Source organism: Polyangium sp. 15x6 (assembly GCF_029960785.1).
Classification (GTDB): Bacteria; Myxococcota_A; Polyangia; order Polyangiales; family Polyangiaceae; genus Polyangium.
On record NZ_JASBQE010000013.1, the window covers coordinates 80,038 to 95,905 of the forward strand.

The following is a 15,868-nucleotide window of genomic DNA, read 5'->3' on the forward strand; positions in this document are numbered from 1 at the left end:
ACGTCAGGCCTCGGCCTTCGGCCGGAGCATCACGAGCAAGACATCCGCGTCGGGGACCTCTTCGGTCGGCACGAGCCGCTTGCCGCCGCTCGCGAGCCGCACCTCGATCCACCGCGACGAGAGCTTCGCCCGCCGGACCTCCTGACGCAGGACCGCGTCCTCCTCGCCGAGGTAGAGGCGCAGCTCGTCGAGCTTGCAGCGCCCGAAGAACGCGCGCCCTCCCTCCTGGATGCGCTGCTCGGCCTCTTCCAGCCGATGCTCGAACGTGCGCGCCGCGAGCTCGCGGCCGAGCGCGTACGGGTCGCGCACGGGCGTGGGCAGCCGGAGGCGGTTGCCTTCGCGGTCGTCGATCCAGAGCGCCGAGACCTCGGGCGGGGCGTCGCCGAGCGCCTCCCAGAACAGGCCCCCCACGGACGTGATGTCGTGAAACCGCACGTCCTTCGTGTCCTTGCCGCGCCCGATGCGCAGCCCCTCCTCGTGCACCTCCACGCGTTGCCCGCGGGCCCGCGAGAAATGGGAGAAGGTCCAGATCGAGAGCGCGCCGAAGACGAGCCCCGCCCCGCCGAAGACGAGCAGGCTCGTGAGCTCGACCCCCTCGTGCTCCGGCATGAAGAAGAGCGGCAGGGCCACGCAATCGAGCGCGACGAGGAGGCAGAAGAGCCCCACGCCGATACGAATGCCCTGCTGGACGATCGAGACGGGGTGCTCCGAGACGAGCGCGCCCAGGGGATCTGCGTCACGGTACGGAGTCTGGGCGCGCACGGTCCTCCTATTTCGCGACGTCGAGCCGCTTGCCTTTCGGCCCGTCGATGTCCGCGAAGAAATCGTTCCCCTTGTCGTCGACCACGATGAACGCCGGGAAATCGACGACCTCGATCTTCCAGACCGCCTCCATCCCGAGCTCGGGGTATTCGAGCACCTCGACCTTCTTGATGCAATCCTTTGCGAGCCGCGCCGCCGGACCGCCGATCGAGCCGAGATAGAACCCGCCGTGCTTCTTGCACGCCTCGGTCACCGCGCGCGAGCGGTTGCCCTTGGCCAGCATCACGTACGATCCGCCGCTCGCCTGGAAGAGGTCCACGTACGCGTCCATGCGCCCCGCGGTCGTGGGCCCGAACGAGCCCGAGGCATACCCCTCCGGCGTCTTCGCGGGGCCGGCGTAATACACCATGAAATCCTTCATGTATCCGGGCATGCCGTCGCCGCGATCGAGGCGCTCCTTGATCTTCGCGTGCGCGATGTCCCGCGCCACGACCATCGGCCCCGAGAGCGACAGGCGCGTCTTGATCGGATACCGCGAGAGCTCGGCCCGGATCTCGCTCATCGGGCGGTTCAGATCGATCCGCACGACGTCACCGCCGAGCTCCGCGTCCGTCGTCTCGGGCAGGTACTTCGCCGGATCCCGCTCGAGCGCCTCGAGGAAGATGCCATCCTTCGTGATCTTCGCGAGCGCCTGGCGGTCGGCCGAGCACGAGACCGCGATGCCCACGGGGCACGAGGCGCCGTGGCGCGGCAGGCGGATCACGCGGACGTCGTGGCAGAAGTATTTGCCGCCGAACTGCGCGCCGATGCCGGTGCGCTGCGTGATCGCGAGGATCTGCCGCTCGAGCTCGACGTCGCGGAAGCCGCGGCCGAGCTCGTTGCCGTCCGTGGGCAACGTGTCGAGGTAACGGGCGGACGCGAGCTTCGCGACCTTGAGCGTATGCTCCGCGCTCGTGCCGCCCACGACCACGGCGAGGTGGTACGGCGGGCACGCCGCGGTGCCGAGCGCGCGGATCTTCTGCTCGACGAACGCGAGCAGGCTCTCCGGGTTCAGGAGCGCCTTCGTCTCCTGGTAGAGGTAACTCTTGTTCGCCGAGCCCCCGCCCTTGGCCATGAACAGGAACTTGTAGGCATCGCCTTCGGTCGCGAAGAGCTCGATCTGCGCCGGCAGGTTCGTCTTCGTGTTGACCTCGCGATACATGTCGAGCGGCGCGAGCTGCGAGTAACGCAGGTTGGTCGTGCGGTACGTATCGGCGATCCCGCGCGCGATCGCGGCCTCGTCGCTGCCCTCCGTGAGCACGTACTGGCCCTTCTTGCCCATCACGATCGCGGTGCCCGTGTCCTGGCAGGAGGGCAGGACGAAGCCGGCGGCGATGTTCGCGTTCCGGAGTAGCTCCAGCGCGACGAAGCGGTCGTTCGCCGAGGCCTCGGGGTCTTCGAGGATCCGCGCGAGCTGCGCGAGGTGGCCCGGGCGGAGCAGGTGCGCGATGTCGCGCATGGCCTCCCGCGCGAGGAGCGAGAGCCCCTCCGGCTCGACCTTCAAGAACGTCCTGCCGGCCGCCTCGATCGTCGAGACGTGGTCCTTCGTGACGAGGCGGTAGGGCGTCTCGTCCTTGCCGAGGGGGAGCATGTCCTGGAACTGGAAATCGCTCATCGGGCGAAGGTGTACCCGAGGCGGTAGGCGTGTGCCAAGGGCGCGTTCGCAGGGGGGCGGACAATTGCAGCGATCGACGGCCTGGTAACGCGCGACGCCGTCCACCGGAATGCGTTGCCGGACATCATGCACGCACCCACGCTGCAAAGAAACGCGGTACCTCGAAGGCATCACGAAGCTGCCTCGCGCGAGACGACGCGCGATCGATCGCGGTAGCATCGAGGCATGCGCGCTTGGATCTCGTCTTGGATCTTGCTCGCGGCCTCGCGTGGAGGCGGCGGTGAATCGGCCATGGGAATGGGCGACCTCGCTGCGACGGACTACATCCTCGATTTCCTGGAGGTTCACCCCATGCCATGACCCTTCGCCCCTTGACGGGGGTGGTCTTGGCTGGATAAAGGATCGCGATGCTCCAGGTCCTCGACGCAGACGAAGAGTATCTCGTCGCCACGAGAGGCCACGTGCTCGTGACGGTCTGGGGCAGGATCAACCTCGACCGCGTGAGGCGCGCCTTCGCCGTGAAGCGATGGCTGCTCGAGGAGTCCGATCACGACGCGAAGTCCTTCGGCCTCGTCGCCGTCATCATCCCGCAGCGGCTCGCCATCCCCGACAGCCTCGAAGCCGAGATGCGCAAGCTCGACGCGTTCATGGCCCCGCACGTCTTCGCGAGCGCCGTCGTCGTCGAGGGGGACGGCATGCGGTCGAGCCTGCTGCGCGGCACGGTGAAGGCGACGAGCCTCGTCAAGGTCCGGTCGTACCCCGAGAAAAACTTCGGTGACATCGGGGAGGCGGTGCGGTGGCTCGTGCCGCAGATCGCGACGAAGACGGGTCAGGTGATCTCGGCCGAGGATCTCGCCTGGGACATCGCCGAGGCGCGGGCGCTGCACCATCACATCGGCTGAGCCGTCCTCGAGTGTACGGATCACTCGACGTCGAGCGGCACGACCTCGACCGAGGGCGGCCTTTCGCCGCCGCGCTTCACGTACACGAGGTGCTGGAGCGGCACGGCGTGCCAGGTCCCGTGATCCCGCGTGAGCGGCTCGGAGGCGATGAGGCACGAGCTTGCGTCCTCGTCCGCCGAGAGCATCCGCCATTCGCCGTTGTACAGGCCGTATGATTTCCCGATCGTGTACCAGATCCGGAGCACCCGCTCCTCCGGCGGGTGGAAATCGTCTCCGAGTCCGTCGTAATGACCGAGGCCGTACGCATAACAGACGGCGACGAGGTCGTTGCCGTCCGAGAGGAAGAGGTTCATCGGGGAAAACGTGCGGATGCCGAGCTCGCGCCGGATCCCCGCCACGATCCGCAGCGCGGAGGTGACGCCGCGGGCGATGTCGAGCGCGTCGAGATCCGCGTGCGGATCGGGGAGCTGCGAGAGCAGGAGCGCATAGAACCACTCGCTGTCGGTCGTCCCGCGGATCGCGCGCGCGAGCTCGGGCCGGATCTTCGGCAGGAGCGCGAACTTCATCTCGTCGAACCGCGCGAGCTGCCCATTGTGGGCGAGGGCGAGCCGCGCGCCCTCGAACTGGAACGGGTGCAGGTTCTGCTCGTGGATGATGGCGCGCGTGTCGTACGGCACGCCGCGCAGGTGCGCGAGCAGCGCCGTCGCGCGCACCTTCGCCGCGAGCGCGCGCAGGTTCCGATCGTAGATCGCGAGCTGCGTGCTGCGGTAGGCGAAGGGCAGATCCGGGCGCTCCGAGCGCGCGTCCCACGCGAGCAGCCCCGAGCCCGCGAGGTTCAGCCGGGTGTAGAACGCGGCCTGATGGGTCTGGTTCACGAACGAGACATCGGGTTTGTAGAGCAGATCCTCGAGGAAGATCGGCTCACCGAGGTAGGCGAGGACGCGACACATGGGAGCTGATGTCGCCCGGGACGCGCGCGCTTGCAAGCGCCAACGACGAGCGTTTGCGAGCCCGCATCGCCGGGGAAGTGGTATCGTCTCGGCCGGAGGGGCGACGGCGCGTGCAGGAGCGACGACGATTCATCGGTGGGGCCGCGGGCGCGCTCGCGCTCGCATGCATTCTCACGGGCCCTTTGCCTGCGCGTGCCGGGGATCCTTCGCACGTCGCGCTCTGGCGCATGGAGGTGCACGGCGCGTATCTCCAGGGCGATCAGCGGCTCGGAGCGGGCACGCTCGCGCCCTACAACGGCTGGGGGCTCTGGGCGCGTGCCGGCATCTCGGAGTTTCCCTGGAAATGGCTCGGGTACGACGTGCTCGGGCAGATCGGCCTGGTCGGCACGCCGCAGAGCAAGTTCGACGTGGTCGCCGAGGGCGCCGTCGCGTTCGCGCCCGCGCGCTGGAAGGGGAGCGTGGATGGCTCGATCGTCCTCGGCGTGGGCGGCGGCTTCGGATTCGAGCGCCCCGTGTGGCTCGGCCGCGGAGGCACGGGGTATCCGCTTTTGCTCGCGCGCCTGACGCTCCTGCCGAAGAAGAAGATCCGCTTCTTTGCATCGTTTCGGTTCACGCCCATCACCCCGGACGACGGCTGGGTGCGCTCCTACGACCTCGAGGTCACGGGAGGATATCAATGGTGGTATCTCGGCCTTCGGGGCCGAATCGACGACGTGACACAGGGGGATCCCGAGCGTTTGTACCGTACGTACTGGCTCGGGCCGACCGCGGGATTGGTGCTTCGATGAGCCGCGCCCTACGAACCGGGTTTTTCTTGCTCGCCATCCTGCTCGCCGGCTGCGGCCTCGATCCGGTGCGGGTCTCGGATCGGGTCTCGACGCGGGACATGCTCCTCGGCGTGACGGCCCTCGACGACGGCGTGGCGGCGGCGATCGACGTGCAGATCGGCAGCCCCATCGGGACGGTCGAGCTCACGGGCGGCGACGCGCTGTTCGTCACGGTGGACGGGACCCGCCTCCCGATGATCGAGGGGCAAAGCAATGGAGCGCCGATCCATTCGGTCAAGCTCGACGCGCTGCCGGGCGATTTCCTCCTCGACCTCGAACGGCAAAACGATCGCGACGTGCACGGCGTCGTCGTCGAGGTCTCGCGCCCGTTCACGCTCGCCGCCGAGGGCCTCACGCAGGACCTCCCGCTGTCGCTCTCCTGGGACGCCGACCCCGAAGGCGGCGAGGTCTCGATCTCGGTCCAGGGCGATTGCATCGACGCGCTCACGCGCTCGCTCGACGAGGACACGGGCGCGCTCGTGATCACGCAGGCCGAGCTCCGCCCGCCGCCGGCGGGCCCGCCCCTCGCGCCTTGCGCCCTCGAGGTGTTGGTCTCCCGGACGATCACCACCCGCGACGCGCTCTTCTCGACGAACCCCGGCGGAAACATCACCACGAGCGCCGAGCAACGCCGGACGATCGCAGTCATCTGGACGCCCTGAAGCCCCGATCCACGAACGCCCGACACCCCTTCGCATGCGCATTCGTTCGCACCTGCTCCTCCTCGCGTTCGGCGTCATCTTGCCGGTCGCGGCGTTCTCCGGGTACCTGACGGCGCGGCTCGTCGAGCGCGAGCAACAGGCCATCGCGCAAGGCTCGATCGAGCGCCTACGCTCCACGATGAGCGCCATCGACGCGCAGGTGCAGGGCCAGATCACGGCGCTTTACGCGCTCGCCTCCCTGCGCGCGCTCGAGACCGGGGACATCGCGACGTACCACGAGGAAGCCGTTCGCGTCCTCCGCTCGCAGCCGGCCTGGATCAACGTGATCCTCGCGCGCCCCGACGGCGAGATCGTCGACAACGCGGTCGCCCCGGAGGCAGTGAAGAGCCACCGGTATCTGGTCGAGCCCGAAGTCGCGCTGCGCGCGGCGACCACGCGCGCGCCGGCGATCGGCTCCATGGTCACGTCGCCCTCCGTGAAAACGCGAGGCGTCAACGTCGTCGTGCCCGTGCTCTACGACGGCCAGGTCCGGTACGTCCTCCTCGCTTTCATCAAGCCCGAGTTTTTCCTCACGCCGATCGAAAAACAGCGAATCAGTCAGGGCTGGGTCAGCGGGCTCATCGATTCCCACGGGACGTTCATCGCGCGCGTCCCGGCCATTTCAAAGGAAAAAGCAGGCGGACCGTTCCTCGCGGCGGTCGCCCGCGCGCCCGAAGGGTGGTATCGCGGCCCGACCACGGAAGGATACGACGCGTACACGGCCCACATCACCTCGGGGTTCACGAACTGGAGCATCGGGCTCGGCATTCCGGCCGAAGAGGTGCTGAGCGGCGCGAGACGCACGGGGTGGGCGGTGGGCGGCGGCATTGCGAGCTCGCTCGCCCTGGCCTCCCTCCTCGCATTGTGGCTCGGCCGGCGCGTATCGCGGCCCATCGTCGCGCTCGCACGGGCGGCGCCTGCCATTGCGACGGGCACGACCATGGACATGCGCGGCATGGAGCACGTCGCCGAAGTCCGCACCGTCGCCCTCGCGCTGAACGAGGCGGCGGCGGTCGTGCGCGAGCGCCAGGCGCTGCTCGAACGCGAAAAACGAGCGCTGCAGGAGGCCGACCGCGCGAAGGACGAATTCATCGCCATGATGAGCCACGAGCTCCGAAACCCGCTCGCGGCGCTCACCTCCGCCAGCCACCTCCTCGACGCGGTCGATCCGCAGCACCCCGCGGCGAAGCATGCCCGCGAGGTCATCAAGCGCCAGACCAAGCATACGGCGCGGCTCGTGGAGGACCTGCTCGACGTCAGCCGCATCGTCATGGGCAAGGCCCACCTCCAGCCGGAGGTATTCAACCTCGCCGACGCGGCGTCCGCGGTCCTTCAAACGTGGCGCTCCTCGGGTCGGTTCGAGCATCACCGCGTCACGCTGCACGCGGAGGCCACGTGGATCCGGGCCGATCGTTCCCGCGTCGAGCAGATCCTCTCGAACCTCCTCGACAATGCGCTCAAGTTCAGCCCGAAAGGCTCCGCCATCGACGTGCGGGCCGAGAGCGACGAGATTGGCGCCGTGCTCGAGGTCGCCGATCAGGGGCCGGGGCTCTCGGCCGAGATGATGGCGCACGTCTTCGATCTTTTCGTGCAAGGCGCGCAAGGCCTCGCCCGCAAATCCGGGGGCATGGGGATCGGGCTTGCCCTGGTGAAAAAACTCGCCGAGCTCCAGGGCGGGAGCGTCTCCGTCGCGAGCGAGGGCGAGGATCGCGGCGCCGTCTTCACCGTGCGTTTTCCTCGGGTCCCGGCGCCCACGACGACGGCCGCCTCGCCGCGCGCGCCGAAAGCGATCACTCCCCGGAAAATCCTGCTCATCGATGACAACGACGACATGCGAAAGACGCTCGCCACGTCGCTATCGATGCAGGGCCACGAGGTGTGTGAAGCCGCGGATGGAAAGGCCGGCGTCGAGCTCGCCGGCAGCGCCGCGCTCGACGTCGCGATCGTCGACGTCGGGCTCCCCGAGATCGATGGATACGAAGTGGCGAGGCAGCTCCGGGCCAAGCCGTCGACGCGCCACCTCGGCCTCGTGGCGCTCACCGGATATGGTCAGCTCGAGGACAAGCGCAAGGCCATCGAGGCGGGATTCGACGAGCATTTGACGAAGCCCGTCGATCTGGAGGCGCTGGAAGAGGCCATTGCATTCGCGGCCTCGCGCGACCGGCCTCCGCGCGCCTGAGCCCTTCGCAGAGGTGCGTCCACGTCGCCATGCGCTGGTCACGCGCGTGACCGGGGTACCCACGCGAGCCGGTCGATCCGCGGACGAGGTCGCGGGGATTCCTTTCGGATGGGCGCAACTTGCAATGTCCCCGAAGCGGAATAAAGTCCCGGTTCGCGCGCGCGTTGGCCCAGCCACGGCGTGACGCTGCAATACGAAGGGTCGAGGTGTGCGATTCGCACCGCGTCGCCACGGACGTGCGCGCGTGCGGCGCTCCCGACGCAATGGCCATGTCGCCGTCGTATTTCCGATCGGCGGCCGTACACCCTTTTCATGTCCCGGAAGGAATCGACATGACGCAGAAGCTCCGTTCTTCGTTCGCACTCGTTCTTGTTTCGCTCGGCCTCGCCGCTTGCGCCATGGGCGCGGACGAGCGCGGGACGGACGTGGGGGCGGCTCCGGCCACCCTCTCCGCGGACGGCCGGTACATCATCAAATTCAAGGATTACTCGCGCCGTGCTGCGTCCATCGCGGCCGCGGGCGGCAGGGTCGCGCGGGAGCTGCCCGAGCAGTCGGCGAGCGCCGTGTACCTGCCCGACGCGGCGGTCCGCGCCTTGACGAACAACCCGAACGTCGAATACGTCGAGGTCGATCCGCGCCGCGAGCTTTACGGCCAGACGACGCCGTATGGCATTACGATGGTGCAGGCGACCGATCCTGCCTTCACGGATTCGATCGGGGCGAACACGAGCGTGACGACCAAGGTCTGCGTGATCGACTCGGGCTTCCACGCCGGCCACGCCGATCTCCAGGGCCTGCCCGTCTCGGGGCAAAGTGGCACGTCGTGGAACACGGATAGCTGCGGACACGGCACGCACGTCGCGGGTACGATCGCCGCGGTGAACAACGACGAGGGCGTCGTCGGCGTCGTGCCGAGCAACGTCTCGCTCCACATCGTCAAGGTCTTCGACGGCGCCAGTTGCGCCTGGTCGTACGCCTCCAATCTCGTGGGCGCGCTGAGCGAATGCCGCAGCGCGGGCGCGAAGGTCGTGAGCATGAGCCTCGGCGGCGGCCTCTCCAGCAAGACGGAAAAGACCGCGTTCGACGACGCCAATGCTGCGGGCGTCCTCAGCGTCGCGGCGGCGGGCAACGGCGGCAACAACAAGATCGCGTACCCGGCGGGGTATGCGTCGGTCATGTCCGTGGCGGCCATCGATTCGGCGAAGGGCAAGGCGACCTTCTCGCAATCCAATGCCGACGTCGAGATCGCGGCGCCGGGCGTGCAAGTCCTCTCGACCGTTCCGTGGACGACGCCGACCCTCACCGTGGAATCGAGCGTCTACGCGGGCCGGCTCGTCGAGGGCGCGGCGCAACAATTGGTCTCGGGCGCGCTCGTCGATGGCGGCTGGTGTGATTCGGCCGGCGCGTGGTCGGGCAAGACCGTGGTTTGTCAGCGGGGCATGATCAGCTTCGCGGACAAGGTCAACAACGTGAATGCCGGCGGCGGCGTGGGCGCGGTCATTTACAACAACATCACCGGCGGCTTCGCGGGCACGCTCGGGCCGGGCATCACGAGCCCGATCCCAGCCATCAGCCTGAGCCTCGAGGATGGCCAGGCCATCGTCGCGAGCTCGCTCGACGCGACCGGCACGCTGAATACGGTTCAGACGATGCCGGGCACAGGCTACGAAGCGTGGGACGGCACCTCGATGGCGACGCCGCACGTCTCGGCCGTCGCGGCGCTCATCTGGAGCCGGAAGCCGGCGGCGACGAACAACGACGTCCGCAATGCCCTCACCTCGACGGCGGAGGACCTCGGCGCGGCCGGCCGCGACGTGAATTTTGGCTTCGGCCTCGTGCGCGCGAAGAACGCGCTCGACGCCCTGCTCGGCGGCAGCGGTGGCGGGCCCACCTGCGGCACGTCCGGCGCGACCTGCGCGGCCGGCTCGGATTGCTGCTCGGGCACCTGCGGCGTCAAGGGCAAGAAGGTCTGCAAGTGAACCCCTGAACAGCGGGGATCCGGCTCCCGGATCCCTGCTGGGCTTTCAGCTGGGGCCGCCGCGCCGGGGCGCCGCCCCGGACCCCGCGGGGGCTATCCGCCCCTCGACCCGGACCAGGGCAAGCCCTGGACTCGAGGTGGAAGAACTGCGCGGTGCGCAGTTCTTCCAACGGGCCCGTTGGACCGCGTTGCCCGTCGAAAGGGTAGCGCGGCTGTCTTGATGGGCAGGGGCGCTCGCCAGTCTTGACTCGGCCTGTGCGATGAACTGCGCGGAGCGCAGTTCATCGTCCCGGGTCCAGCGCTTGCGCTGGTCCGGGTGCAGGGGCGGATAGCCCCTGCTGGGGTCTGGGGCAACGCCCCAGCGAAACGGCTCCAGATGAGACCAATTCAGGTCCCTGCGACTTGCAGGCCGTCGAAGACGAGCGTGGGGGCGCGGCCCGAGGAGTAGACGAAAGGATCGTTCCCGACGGCGATGAGACGCTTCCACACGTCGACGTGGCGACCGGCGATGTTCATCTCGGCGATCGGCTCGGCGATCTTGCCGCCGCGGATCACGAAGCCCTGCACGCCGAGCGAGAAATCGCCGGTCGCGTCGTTCGAGTTCCCGCCGAGGAACGACGTGACGAGGAGGCCATCCTTCACGTCGAGCGCGAGCGCGGCCTGCGTCTTCGTGCCGAGCTTCCAGGCGAGGTTCGTCGAGCTGCCCGTGGTCGGGGCCATGCTGAGCTTCTTGCCGTAATACGTGTCGATGTAGTGGTTCTTGAGGACGCCCTTCTCGAACATGGGCAATCGCCGCGCGGCCATGCCCTCGCTGTCGAACGGCCGCGTGCCGAGCCCCTTCGGCAGGAGCGGATCGTCCGCGAAATCCAGTTTGTCGCTGCCGAACGGTTTGCCCACGAACCCTTCCAGGAACGAGCGCTTCTGCTGCAGCGCGGCGCCGCTGAGCGGGCGGAGCAGGTAACTCACGAAGCGGCCCGCGGCGCGGTTGTCGATGATCACCGGCATCACGGCCGAGGGGCCCTTCTTGGAGCCGCGCCGCGCGAGCGCCCGCTCGGTCGCGCGGCGACCCACGGAGGCCGCGTCGGGCAGGTCCGCGTACATCCGCACATAGGCGTACTCGCCCTCCTCGGGCCGCCGACCGTCGTCGTCCTTGATGCTCACGTCGGCCGAGATCGAGAACTCCGTGCCCGCGAAGCTCGCTTCGAGCCCATTCGAATGCACCTGCGTCGTCTCGTGCCGCGCATGGTAGCCATTCGTGGTGACGCTCAGGATCGCCTCGCTCCCCTTGACGGACCGCGCCGCCTCTTCCATGCCCTGCGCCGTGCGGCGCAGATCGAGCGCGGTGATGCTCTCGATTCGTGGATCGGCGATCGACAGCCCCTCTGGCGTCGCCTTCGAATAAAGCGCGGGATCCGGCAGGCTCCGGTGCGGATCCTTCGCGAGCGTGCGCGTGAGGCCGATGGCGTTGTCCAGGAACGACGCGAGGCCCTCGGGGCGCAGATCACTCGTCGAGCAGACCGCGTACCGCCCGTCGACGAAGAGCCGGACGTCGAGCCCGCGGCTCGTCGCCTCCGTGATCTTCTCGAGCTTGCCGTCGCGCCACGTGACGTCGACCTCCCGCTTCACCCGCGCGACGGCCGCTACGTCCGTCGCGCCTTTTTGTTTGGCAAGAGAAACAGCGTTCCTGGCGATCTCCAGCATGGCTTCGTTCGTCATGACGCTCCCTCAGCCCTTCCCGCTCGGCTTGTCGCCCTGGCCGCCCACCGTGATCGAGGAGACGCGCACCGTCGGGATGCCCTGCGAGACGGGCACGCTCTGCACGTCCTTGCCGCAGGTCCAGCCGCCCTCGTCGATGACGAGGTCCTTGCCCACCATGTCGATGCGCTCGAGCACCTTGGGGCCGTTGCCGATGATGTTCACGTCCTTGATCGGCCGCGTCAGCTTGCCGTCCTCGATGAGGAAGCCGTTCTTCACGTAAAACGTGAAATCGCCGGCGCCGATCTGGACCTGGCCGTTGGAAAAACTCTGGCAGTAGATGCCACGCTTGACCGACGCCAGGATCTCGTCGTGCTCGTGCGGCCCGGGCAGCATGTACGTCGCGCGCATGCGCGGCATCGGCGGGTGCTGGTAGCTCTGCCGCCGGCCGTTGCCCGTGGGCTTCAGGCCGTAGTGCTTCGCCGAGATGGAGTCGTGCATGTACGTCGCGAGGATGCCCCGATCGACAAGCGTCGTCGTGCCCGCCGGGTTGCCCTCGTCGTCGACGTTGATCGCGCCGCGCGCGTAAGGCTGTGCCGCGTCGTCGACGATGTTCACGAAGGGCTTCGCGATCGGCTTGCCGATCTTGTCCGCGTAGATCGAGGTGCCCTTGCGATTGAAATCGGCCTCCATGCCGTGGCCGATCGCCTCGTGCAGGAGGATGCCCGACGAGCCGGCCGCGAGCACCACGGGCATCTCCCCGGCCGGCGCCGGGACCGCGTCGAAGAGCACGGTCGTCCGCGCGACCGCCTCGCGCACCACGCGACCCACGGTCTCGGCCGAATAAAAATCGAACCCCCGCCGGCCCGCCACGTTGTAGCCGTTCGTCTCCTTGCGGCCGCCTTGCTCGGCGACGCACGAGACGTAGAGCGTGGTCATCGGCTGGAAATCCTCGACGAGCCGCCCCTGGCTGTCGGCGATGAGGATCGCGCCCGCCTCGTCCATGAAGGCGACGCTGACCTTCTTGATGCGGCCATCCGCCTTGAAGATCGCCGCGTTCACGCCGTCGAGGATCGGGAGCTTCTGCGCGGGCTTGATGCCGTCCCAGGGCACGTCGAGCGCGTACCTTTGCGGCAGCGCCGACCCGACCGCGAACGCCGTGGGCCCGGGCCGTGCCGGCCCGTCCGCGACCGCCGCCGCCGTCTGCGCCGCGCGCTTGATCGCCTCGCGCGTGAGCTCCTCCGTGTACGCGTAGCCCGTCTGATCGCCGCGCACCACGCGCACGCCCACGCCGAGCTCGACGCGCGTGTACGCGCGGTTCACCTCGCCGTCTTCGAGCTGCAATCCATTCGTGACGCGGTGCTGGAAGAAGAGGTCGGCGTGATCGGCGCCGCGCGAGAGCGCCTCCGCGAGCGCGTCCCGGATCATCCCCTCGTCCACGCCGAACCGGCTGAAATACGAGACCCGCGGCGCGTCGGCCGAGGGCACGGCCGCGGCCATGGTCGGCTTTTCGAGCGCCTGCCCCGCGCAGCCGAGCAGGAACCCGCTCGCCGAGGCCGCCGCGATGCTCGATGCTCCCATCTCGATGAATTGCCTCCGGTTCAGGCGAAGATCGTGGCCCATCGTTCGAGCTCCAGGTGAAAGTACGGTCACGACGATACACTGACGTCCACACGCGAGCACGCGGATTCAACAGGCGAGCCGCGTTCCGACGTCTCCGTCCGGGTGGTTCGTCCGGGAACTTCGATCCATAAAGTCATGCCGCAGCGCGGCACGGCCTGCTGCTTGCAACCAATGCCGTGCCGTGGTCTACAGCGTCGTACCATCTAGCGGGTAGACGCTCCGGGACGACGCGTGTGAACGCCGAACGCGGATTCATCCTGACCCCGACCTATCGGATCCACGACGATCGGACCGAGGTGCACCTGTATGCCGTCCTCGCGTGCGGTGAGCCCGCGCTCCTCGTGCACGATCGGCATCGGCCGTATATGTTCGTTCGCGTGGAGGACGCGGCCGTGGCGCGCCGCGTCGCGGGCGAGCGCCTGTCCGAAACGCCCTTCGTCTCGTTCGCCGGAGATCCCGTCTTGCGAATCGAGGCCCCGAACCCCGAGCGCCTCGCCGCGCTTCGCTCGTCCCTCGTCGCGAGCGGCGTGATCCCGCTCGAAGCGGACGTGCGTTTCGTGCAGCGTTTCCTCGTGGATCACGGCATCCGCGGCGCCTTCTCCGTCGAGGGCCCTTTCGAGCGCCGCCGCGGCGTCGGGCGTGTCTACGTGAACCCGCACATCGAGCCGGCCTCGTTCGTCCCGCGGCTCTCCGTGCTCTCGTTCGACATCGAGACGAGCCTCGACGGCGCCCACCTCTTCTCTATCGCCGCCGCGGGGCAAGGCGGCGAGCGTGTTTTCCTGATGCAAGGCGGCGCCGCGACGAACCTACCCGCATCGGTGGACGTTTTTTCCGACGAACGCAGTCTCCTCGCCGCGTTCTTCGAGCACGTACAAAAGGCCGATCCCGACGTGCTCACCGGCTGGAGCCTGCCCGATTTCGACCTCCCGCAGCTCGTCGCGTTCGCCCGCCGCGCGCGCCTCCCGTGCTCGCTCGGCCGCGCCTCGGGCAACCCCACGATCCGCCGTGATCCCGGCTTCACCCGCGAGGCGCGCGCGTTCGTCCCCGGCCGCGTCGTGCTCGACGGGCTCGCGCTCGTGCGTGGCGCGTTCGTGCGGCTCGACGACTACCGTCTGGAGACCGCGGCGCGCACGCTCCTCGGCCGCGGAAAACTGTTTGGCCCCGAAAAACGCGCCGACGCCATCGAGACCGCCTTCCGCGACGACCCCGCCGCGCTCGCCGCGTACAACCTCGAAGATGCCCGGCTGGTCCTCGAGATCGTGCAGAAGCTCGGCCTCGTCGAGCTCGCCGTCGAGCGCAGCCTGCTCACGGGCATGCCGCCGGATCGCGTCGGCTCGCAGATCGCCGCCGTGGATTCGCTCTACCTCGGCGAGCTCCGGAGCCGCGGCCGCGTCGCGCCTTCGGTCGTCCGCGACGACGACCTCGAAGCGACCCCGCTCGCGGGCGGCCTCGTCCTCGATGGAAAACCCGGGTTTTTCCGGAATGTCCTCGTCTACGACTTCAAATCGCTCTATCCGAGCCTCATCCGCACCTTCAACATCGACCCCTTCACCTTCGCGGGCGAGGGCAAACCCGGGGATGCGAGCGTCATCCACGTCCCCGGCGGCGCGACGTTCCGGCGGGACGAGCGCGGCATCCTGCCCGATCTCGTGGCGCGGCTCGGCCACGAGCGGCAGGAGGCGCGGCGGAGCGGCGACGAGCGACGCGCGCAGGCCATCAAGATCCTCATGAACTCGCTCTACGGCGTGCTCGGCTCCCCCGCGTCGCGCCTTTTCTCGCCGCCCGTGGCGAGCGCGATCCCGCTCGCCGGGCAATGGGTCATCCGCGTCGCGGCCCGCGCCGCCGGCTCGCTCCCCGGCCATCGCGTGCTCTACGGCGACACCGACTCCCTCTTCGTCGACGTGGGCGAGCCCGATCCCGACAAAGCCGCGGCGTACGCGCTCGTGCTCCGCGAGCACATCGCCGGCGAGGTCGATCGCGCGCTCTCTCTCGCGTTTTCCGTCGAGAGCCACCTCGATCTCGCATTCGCGAAGATGTACGCGCGGTTTTTCCTGCCCGAGATGCGCGGCCGCGCCGAGGGCAGCAAAAAACGATACGCGGGGCTCGTCCATCGCCCGGGCGGCGACGGCGAGGTCGAGATCGTCGGCCTCGAAGCCGTCCGGCGCGATACGAGCGCGATCGCGCGGAGGTTCCAGCGCGAACTCCTGGACCGCGTCTTTCACGATCGACCCGTCGAGCCGTTCGTCCTCGCGTTCGTCGAGGACCTCCGGGCGGGCCGCTTCGACGCGGAGCTCGTCTACCGCAAGGCTTTACGCAAGCCGCTCGACGCGTACACGAAGACCACGCCGCCGCACGTGAAGGCGGCGCGCAGGCTCGGCGGGGACGCGGGCCGCGTCGTCTCCTACGTGGTCACGAAAAACGGCCCCGAGCCCACGAGCGCGCGTTCGTCCCCATTGGATCACGAGCATTATGTCGAGCATCAGATCAAGCCGATCGCCGACGCGGTGCTCCGTCTCTCGGGCGGGCGCGATTTCGACGACGTCACGGGCGCGCGGCGCCAGCTCTCGCTCTTCTGACGTGCCCGGGTGACATGCCCG

The 15,868-nt window shown here is 68.6% G+C and carries 12 protein-coding genes; 7 read left to right on the forward strand and 5 right to left on the reverse strand.

Annotation, left to right across the window (positions count from 1 at the left end; translation table 11 throughout):
* Window positions 1-3 precede the first annotated feature (3 nt).
* Complete coding sequence (locus tag QHF83_RS12555) at window positions 4-762, reverse strand: hypothetical protein (protein WP_282418033.1); 759 nt, start codon at window positions 760-762, stop codon at window positions 4-6.
* A 7-nt stretch (window positions 763-769) separates the two neighbouring features.
* A complete protein-coding gene (locus tag QHF83_RS12560; protein ID WP_282418034.1) occupies window positions 770-2,416 on the reverse strand; it encodes a fumarate hydratase in 1,647 nt (548 codons plus the stop codon).
* Between the two features lie 225 nt (window positions 2,417-2,641).
* Here QHF83_RS12560 and QHF83_RS12565 point away from each other — a divergent pair, with 225 nt between their 5' ends.
* Together QHF83_RS12565 and QHF83_RS12570 are read left to right on the forward strand one after the other, a co-directional pair.
* Complete coding sequence (locus QHF83_RS12565) at window positions 2,642-2,776, forward strand: hypothetical protein (protein WP_282418035.1); 135 nt, start codon at window positions 2,642-2,644, stop codon at window positions 2,774-2,776.
* 47 nt (window positions 2,777-2,823) lie between these two features.
* A complete protein-coding gene (locus QHF83_RS12570) occupies window positions 2,824-3,318 on the forward strand; it encodes a hypothetical protein (RefSeq protein WP_282418036.1) in 495 nt (164 codons plus the stop codon).
* Between the two features lie 20 nt (window positions 3,319-3,338).
* Here the strand turns inward: QHF83_RS12570 and QHF83_RS12575 are convergent, their stop codons facing one another.
* The gene (locus QHF83_RS12575; RefSeq protein ID WP_282418037.1) at window positions 3,339-4,268 is read right to left on the reverse strand and encodes a class II glutamine amidotransferase; all 930 of its coding nucleotides are present in this window, start codon (window positions 4,266-4,268) and stop codon (window positions 3,339-3,341) included.
* Between the two features lie 110 nt (window positions 4,269-4,378).
* Between QHF83_RS12575 and QHF83_RS12580 the strand changes: the two genes are divergently transcribed.
* The 4 genes from QHF83_RS12580 to QHF83_RS12595 all read left to right on the forward strand — a co-directional run bounded on the left by QHF83_RS12580 (window position 4,379) and on the right by QHF83_RS12595 (window position 9,954).
* Window positions 4,379-5,056 (forward strand): hypothetical protein, encoded by a 678-nt coding sequence (locus QHF83_RS12580; RefSeq protein ID WP_282418038.1) that lies wholly within the window; start codon window positions 4,379-4,381, stop codon window positions 5,054-5,056.
* Window positions 5,053-5,757, forward strand: a complete 705-nt coding sequence (locus tag QHF83_RS12585; protein WP_282418039.1) for a hypothetical protein — start codon at window positions 5,053-5,055, stop codon at window positions 5,755-5,757. The genes QHF83_RS12580 and QHF83_RS12585 overlap by 4 nt, the downstream gene beginning before the upstream one ends.
* A gap of 34 nt (window positions 5,758-5,791) precedes the next feature.
* Window positions 5,792-7,975, forward strand: coding sequence for an ATP-binding protein (locus tag QHF83_RS12590; RefSeq protein ID WP_282418040.1), 2,184 nt, complete (start codon window positions 5,792-5,794; stop codon window positions 7,973-7,975).
* Between the two features lie 332 nt (window positions 7,976-8,307).
* Complete coding sequence (locus QHF83_RS12595; protein ID WP_282418041.1) at window positions 8,308-9,954, forward strand: S8 family serine peptidase; 1,647 nt, start codon at window positions 8,308-8,310, stop codon at window positions 9,952-9,954.
* 386 nt (window positions 9,955-10,340) lie between these two features.
* Here the strand turns inward: QHF83_RS12595 and QHF83_RS12600 are convergent, their stop codons facing one another.
* Together QHF83_RS12600 and QHF83_RS12605 are read right to left on the reverse strand one after the other, a co-directional pair.
* The gene (locus QHF83_RS12600; RefSeq protein ID WP_282418042.1) at window positions 10,341-11,669 is read right to left on the reverse strand and encodes a TldD/PmbA family protein; all 1,329 of its coding nucleotides are present in this window, start codon (window positions 11,667-11,669) and stop codon (window positions 10,341-10,343) included.
* 9 nt (window positions 11,670-11,678) lie between these two features.
* Window positions 11,679-13,271 carry a TldD/PmbA family protein gene (locus tag QHF83_RS12605; protein ID WP_282418043.1) on the reverse strand — a complete coding sequence of 531 codons (1,593 nt, stop codon included), beginning with the start codon at window positions 13,269-13,271 and terminating at the stop codon, window positions 11,679-11,681.
* 233 nt (window positions 13,272-13,504) lie between these two features.
* Here QHF83_RS12605 and QHF83_RS12610 point away from each other — a divergent pair, with 233 nt between their 5' ends.
* A complete protein-coding gene (locus tag QHF83_RS12610; RefSeq protein ID WP_282418044.1) occupies window positions 13,505-15,847 on the forward strand; it encodes a DNA polymerase II in 2,343 nt (780 codons plus the stop codon).
* The last annotated feature ends 21 nt before the right edge of the window (window positions 15,848-15,868 follow it).

Coding starts and splice junctions, on each gene's coding strand:
- QHF83_RS12575 (WP_282418037.1), bottom strand. CDS start 4,268: ATGTGTCGCGTCCTCGCCTACCTCGGTGAGCCGATCTTCCTCGAGGAT.
- QHF83_RS12560 (WP_282418034.1), bottom strand. CDS start 2,416: ATGAGCGATTTCCAGTTCCAGGACATGCTCCCCCTCGGCAAGGACGAG.
- QHF83_RS12585 (WP_282418039.1), top strand. CDS start 5,053: ATGAGCCGCGCCCTACGAACCGGGTTTTTCTTGCTCGCCATCCTGCTC.
- QHF83_RS12605 (WP_282418043.1), bottom strand. CDS start 13,271: ATGGGCCACGATCTTCGCCTGAACCGGAGGCAATTCATCGAGATGGGA.
- QHF83_RS12570 (WP_282418036.1), top strand. CDS start 2,824: ATGCTCCAGGTCCTCGACGCAGACGAAGAGTATCTCGTCGCCACGAGA.
- QHF83_RS12565 (WP_282418035.1), top strand. CDS start 2,642: ATGCGCGCTTGGATCTCGTCTTGGATCTTGCTCGCGGCCTCGCGTGGA.
- QHF83_RS12595 (WP_282418041.1), top strand. CDS start 8,308: ATGACGCAGAAGCTCCGTTCTTCGTTCGCACTCGTTCTTGTTTCGCTC.
- QHF83_RS12590 (WP_282418040.1), top strand. CDS start 5,792: ATGCGCATTCGTTCGCACCTGCTCCTCCTCGCGTTCGGCGTCATCTTG.
- QHF83_RS12600 (WP_282418042.1), bottom strand. CDS start 11,669: ATGACGAACGAAGCCATGCTGGAGATCGCCAGGAACGCTGTTTCTCTT.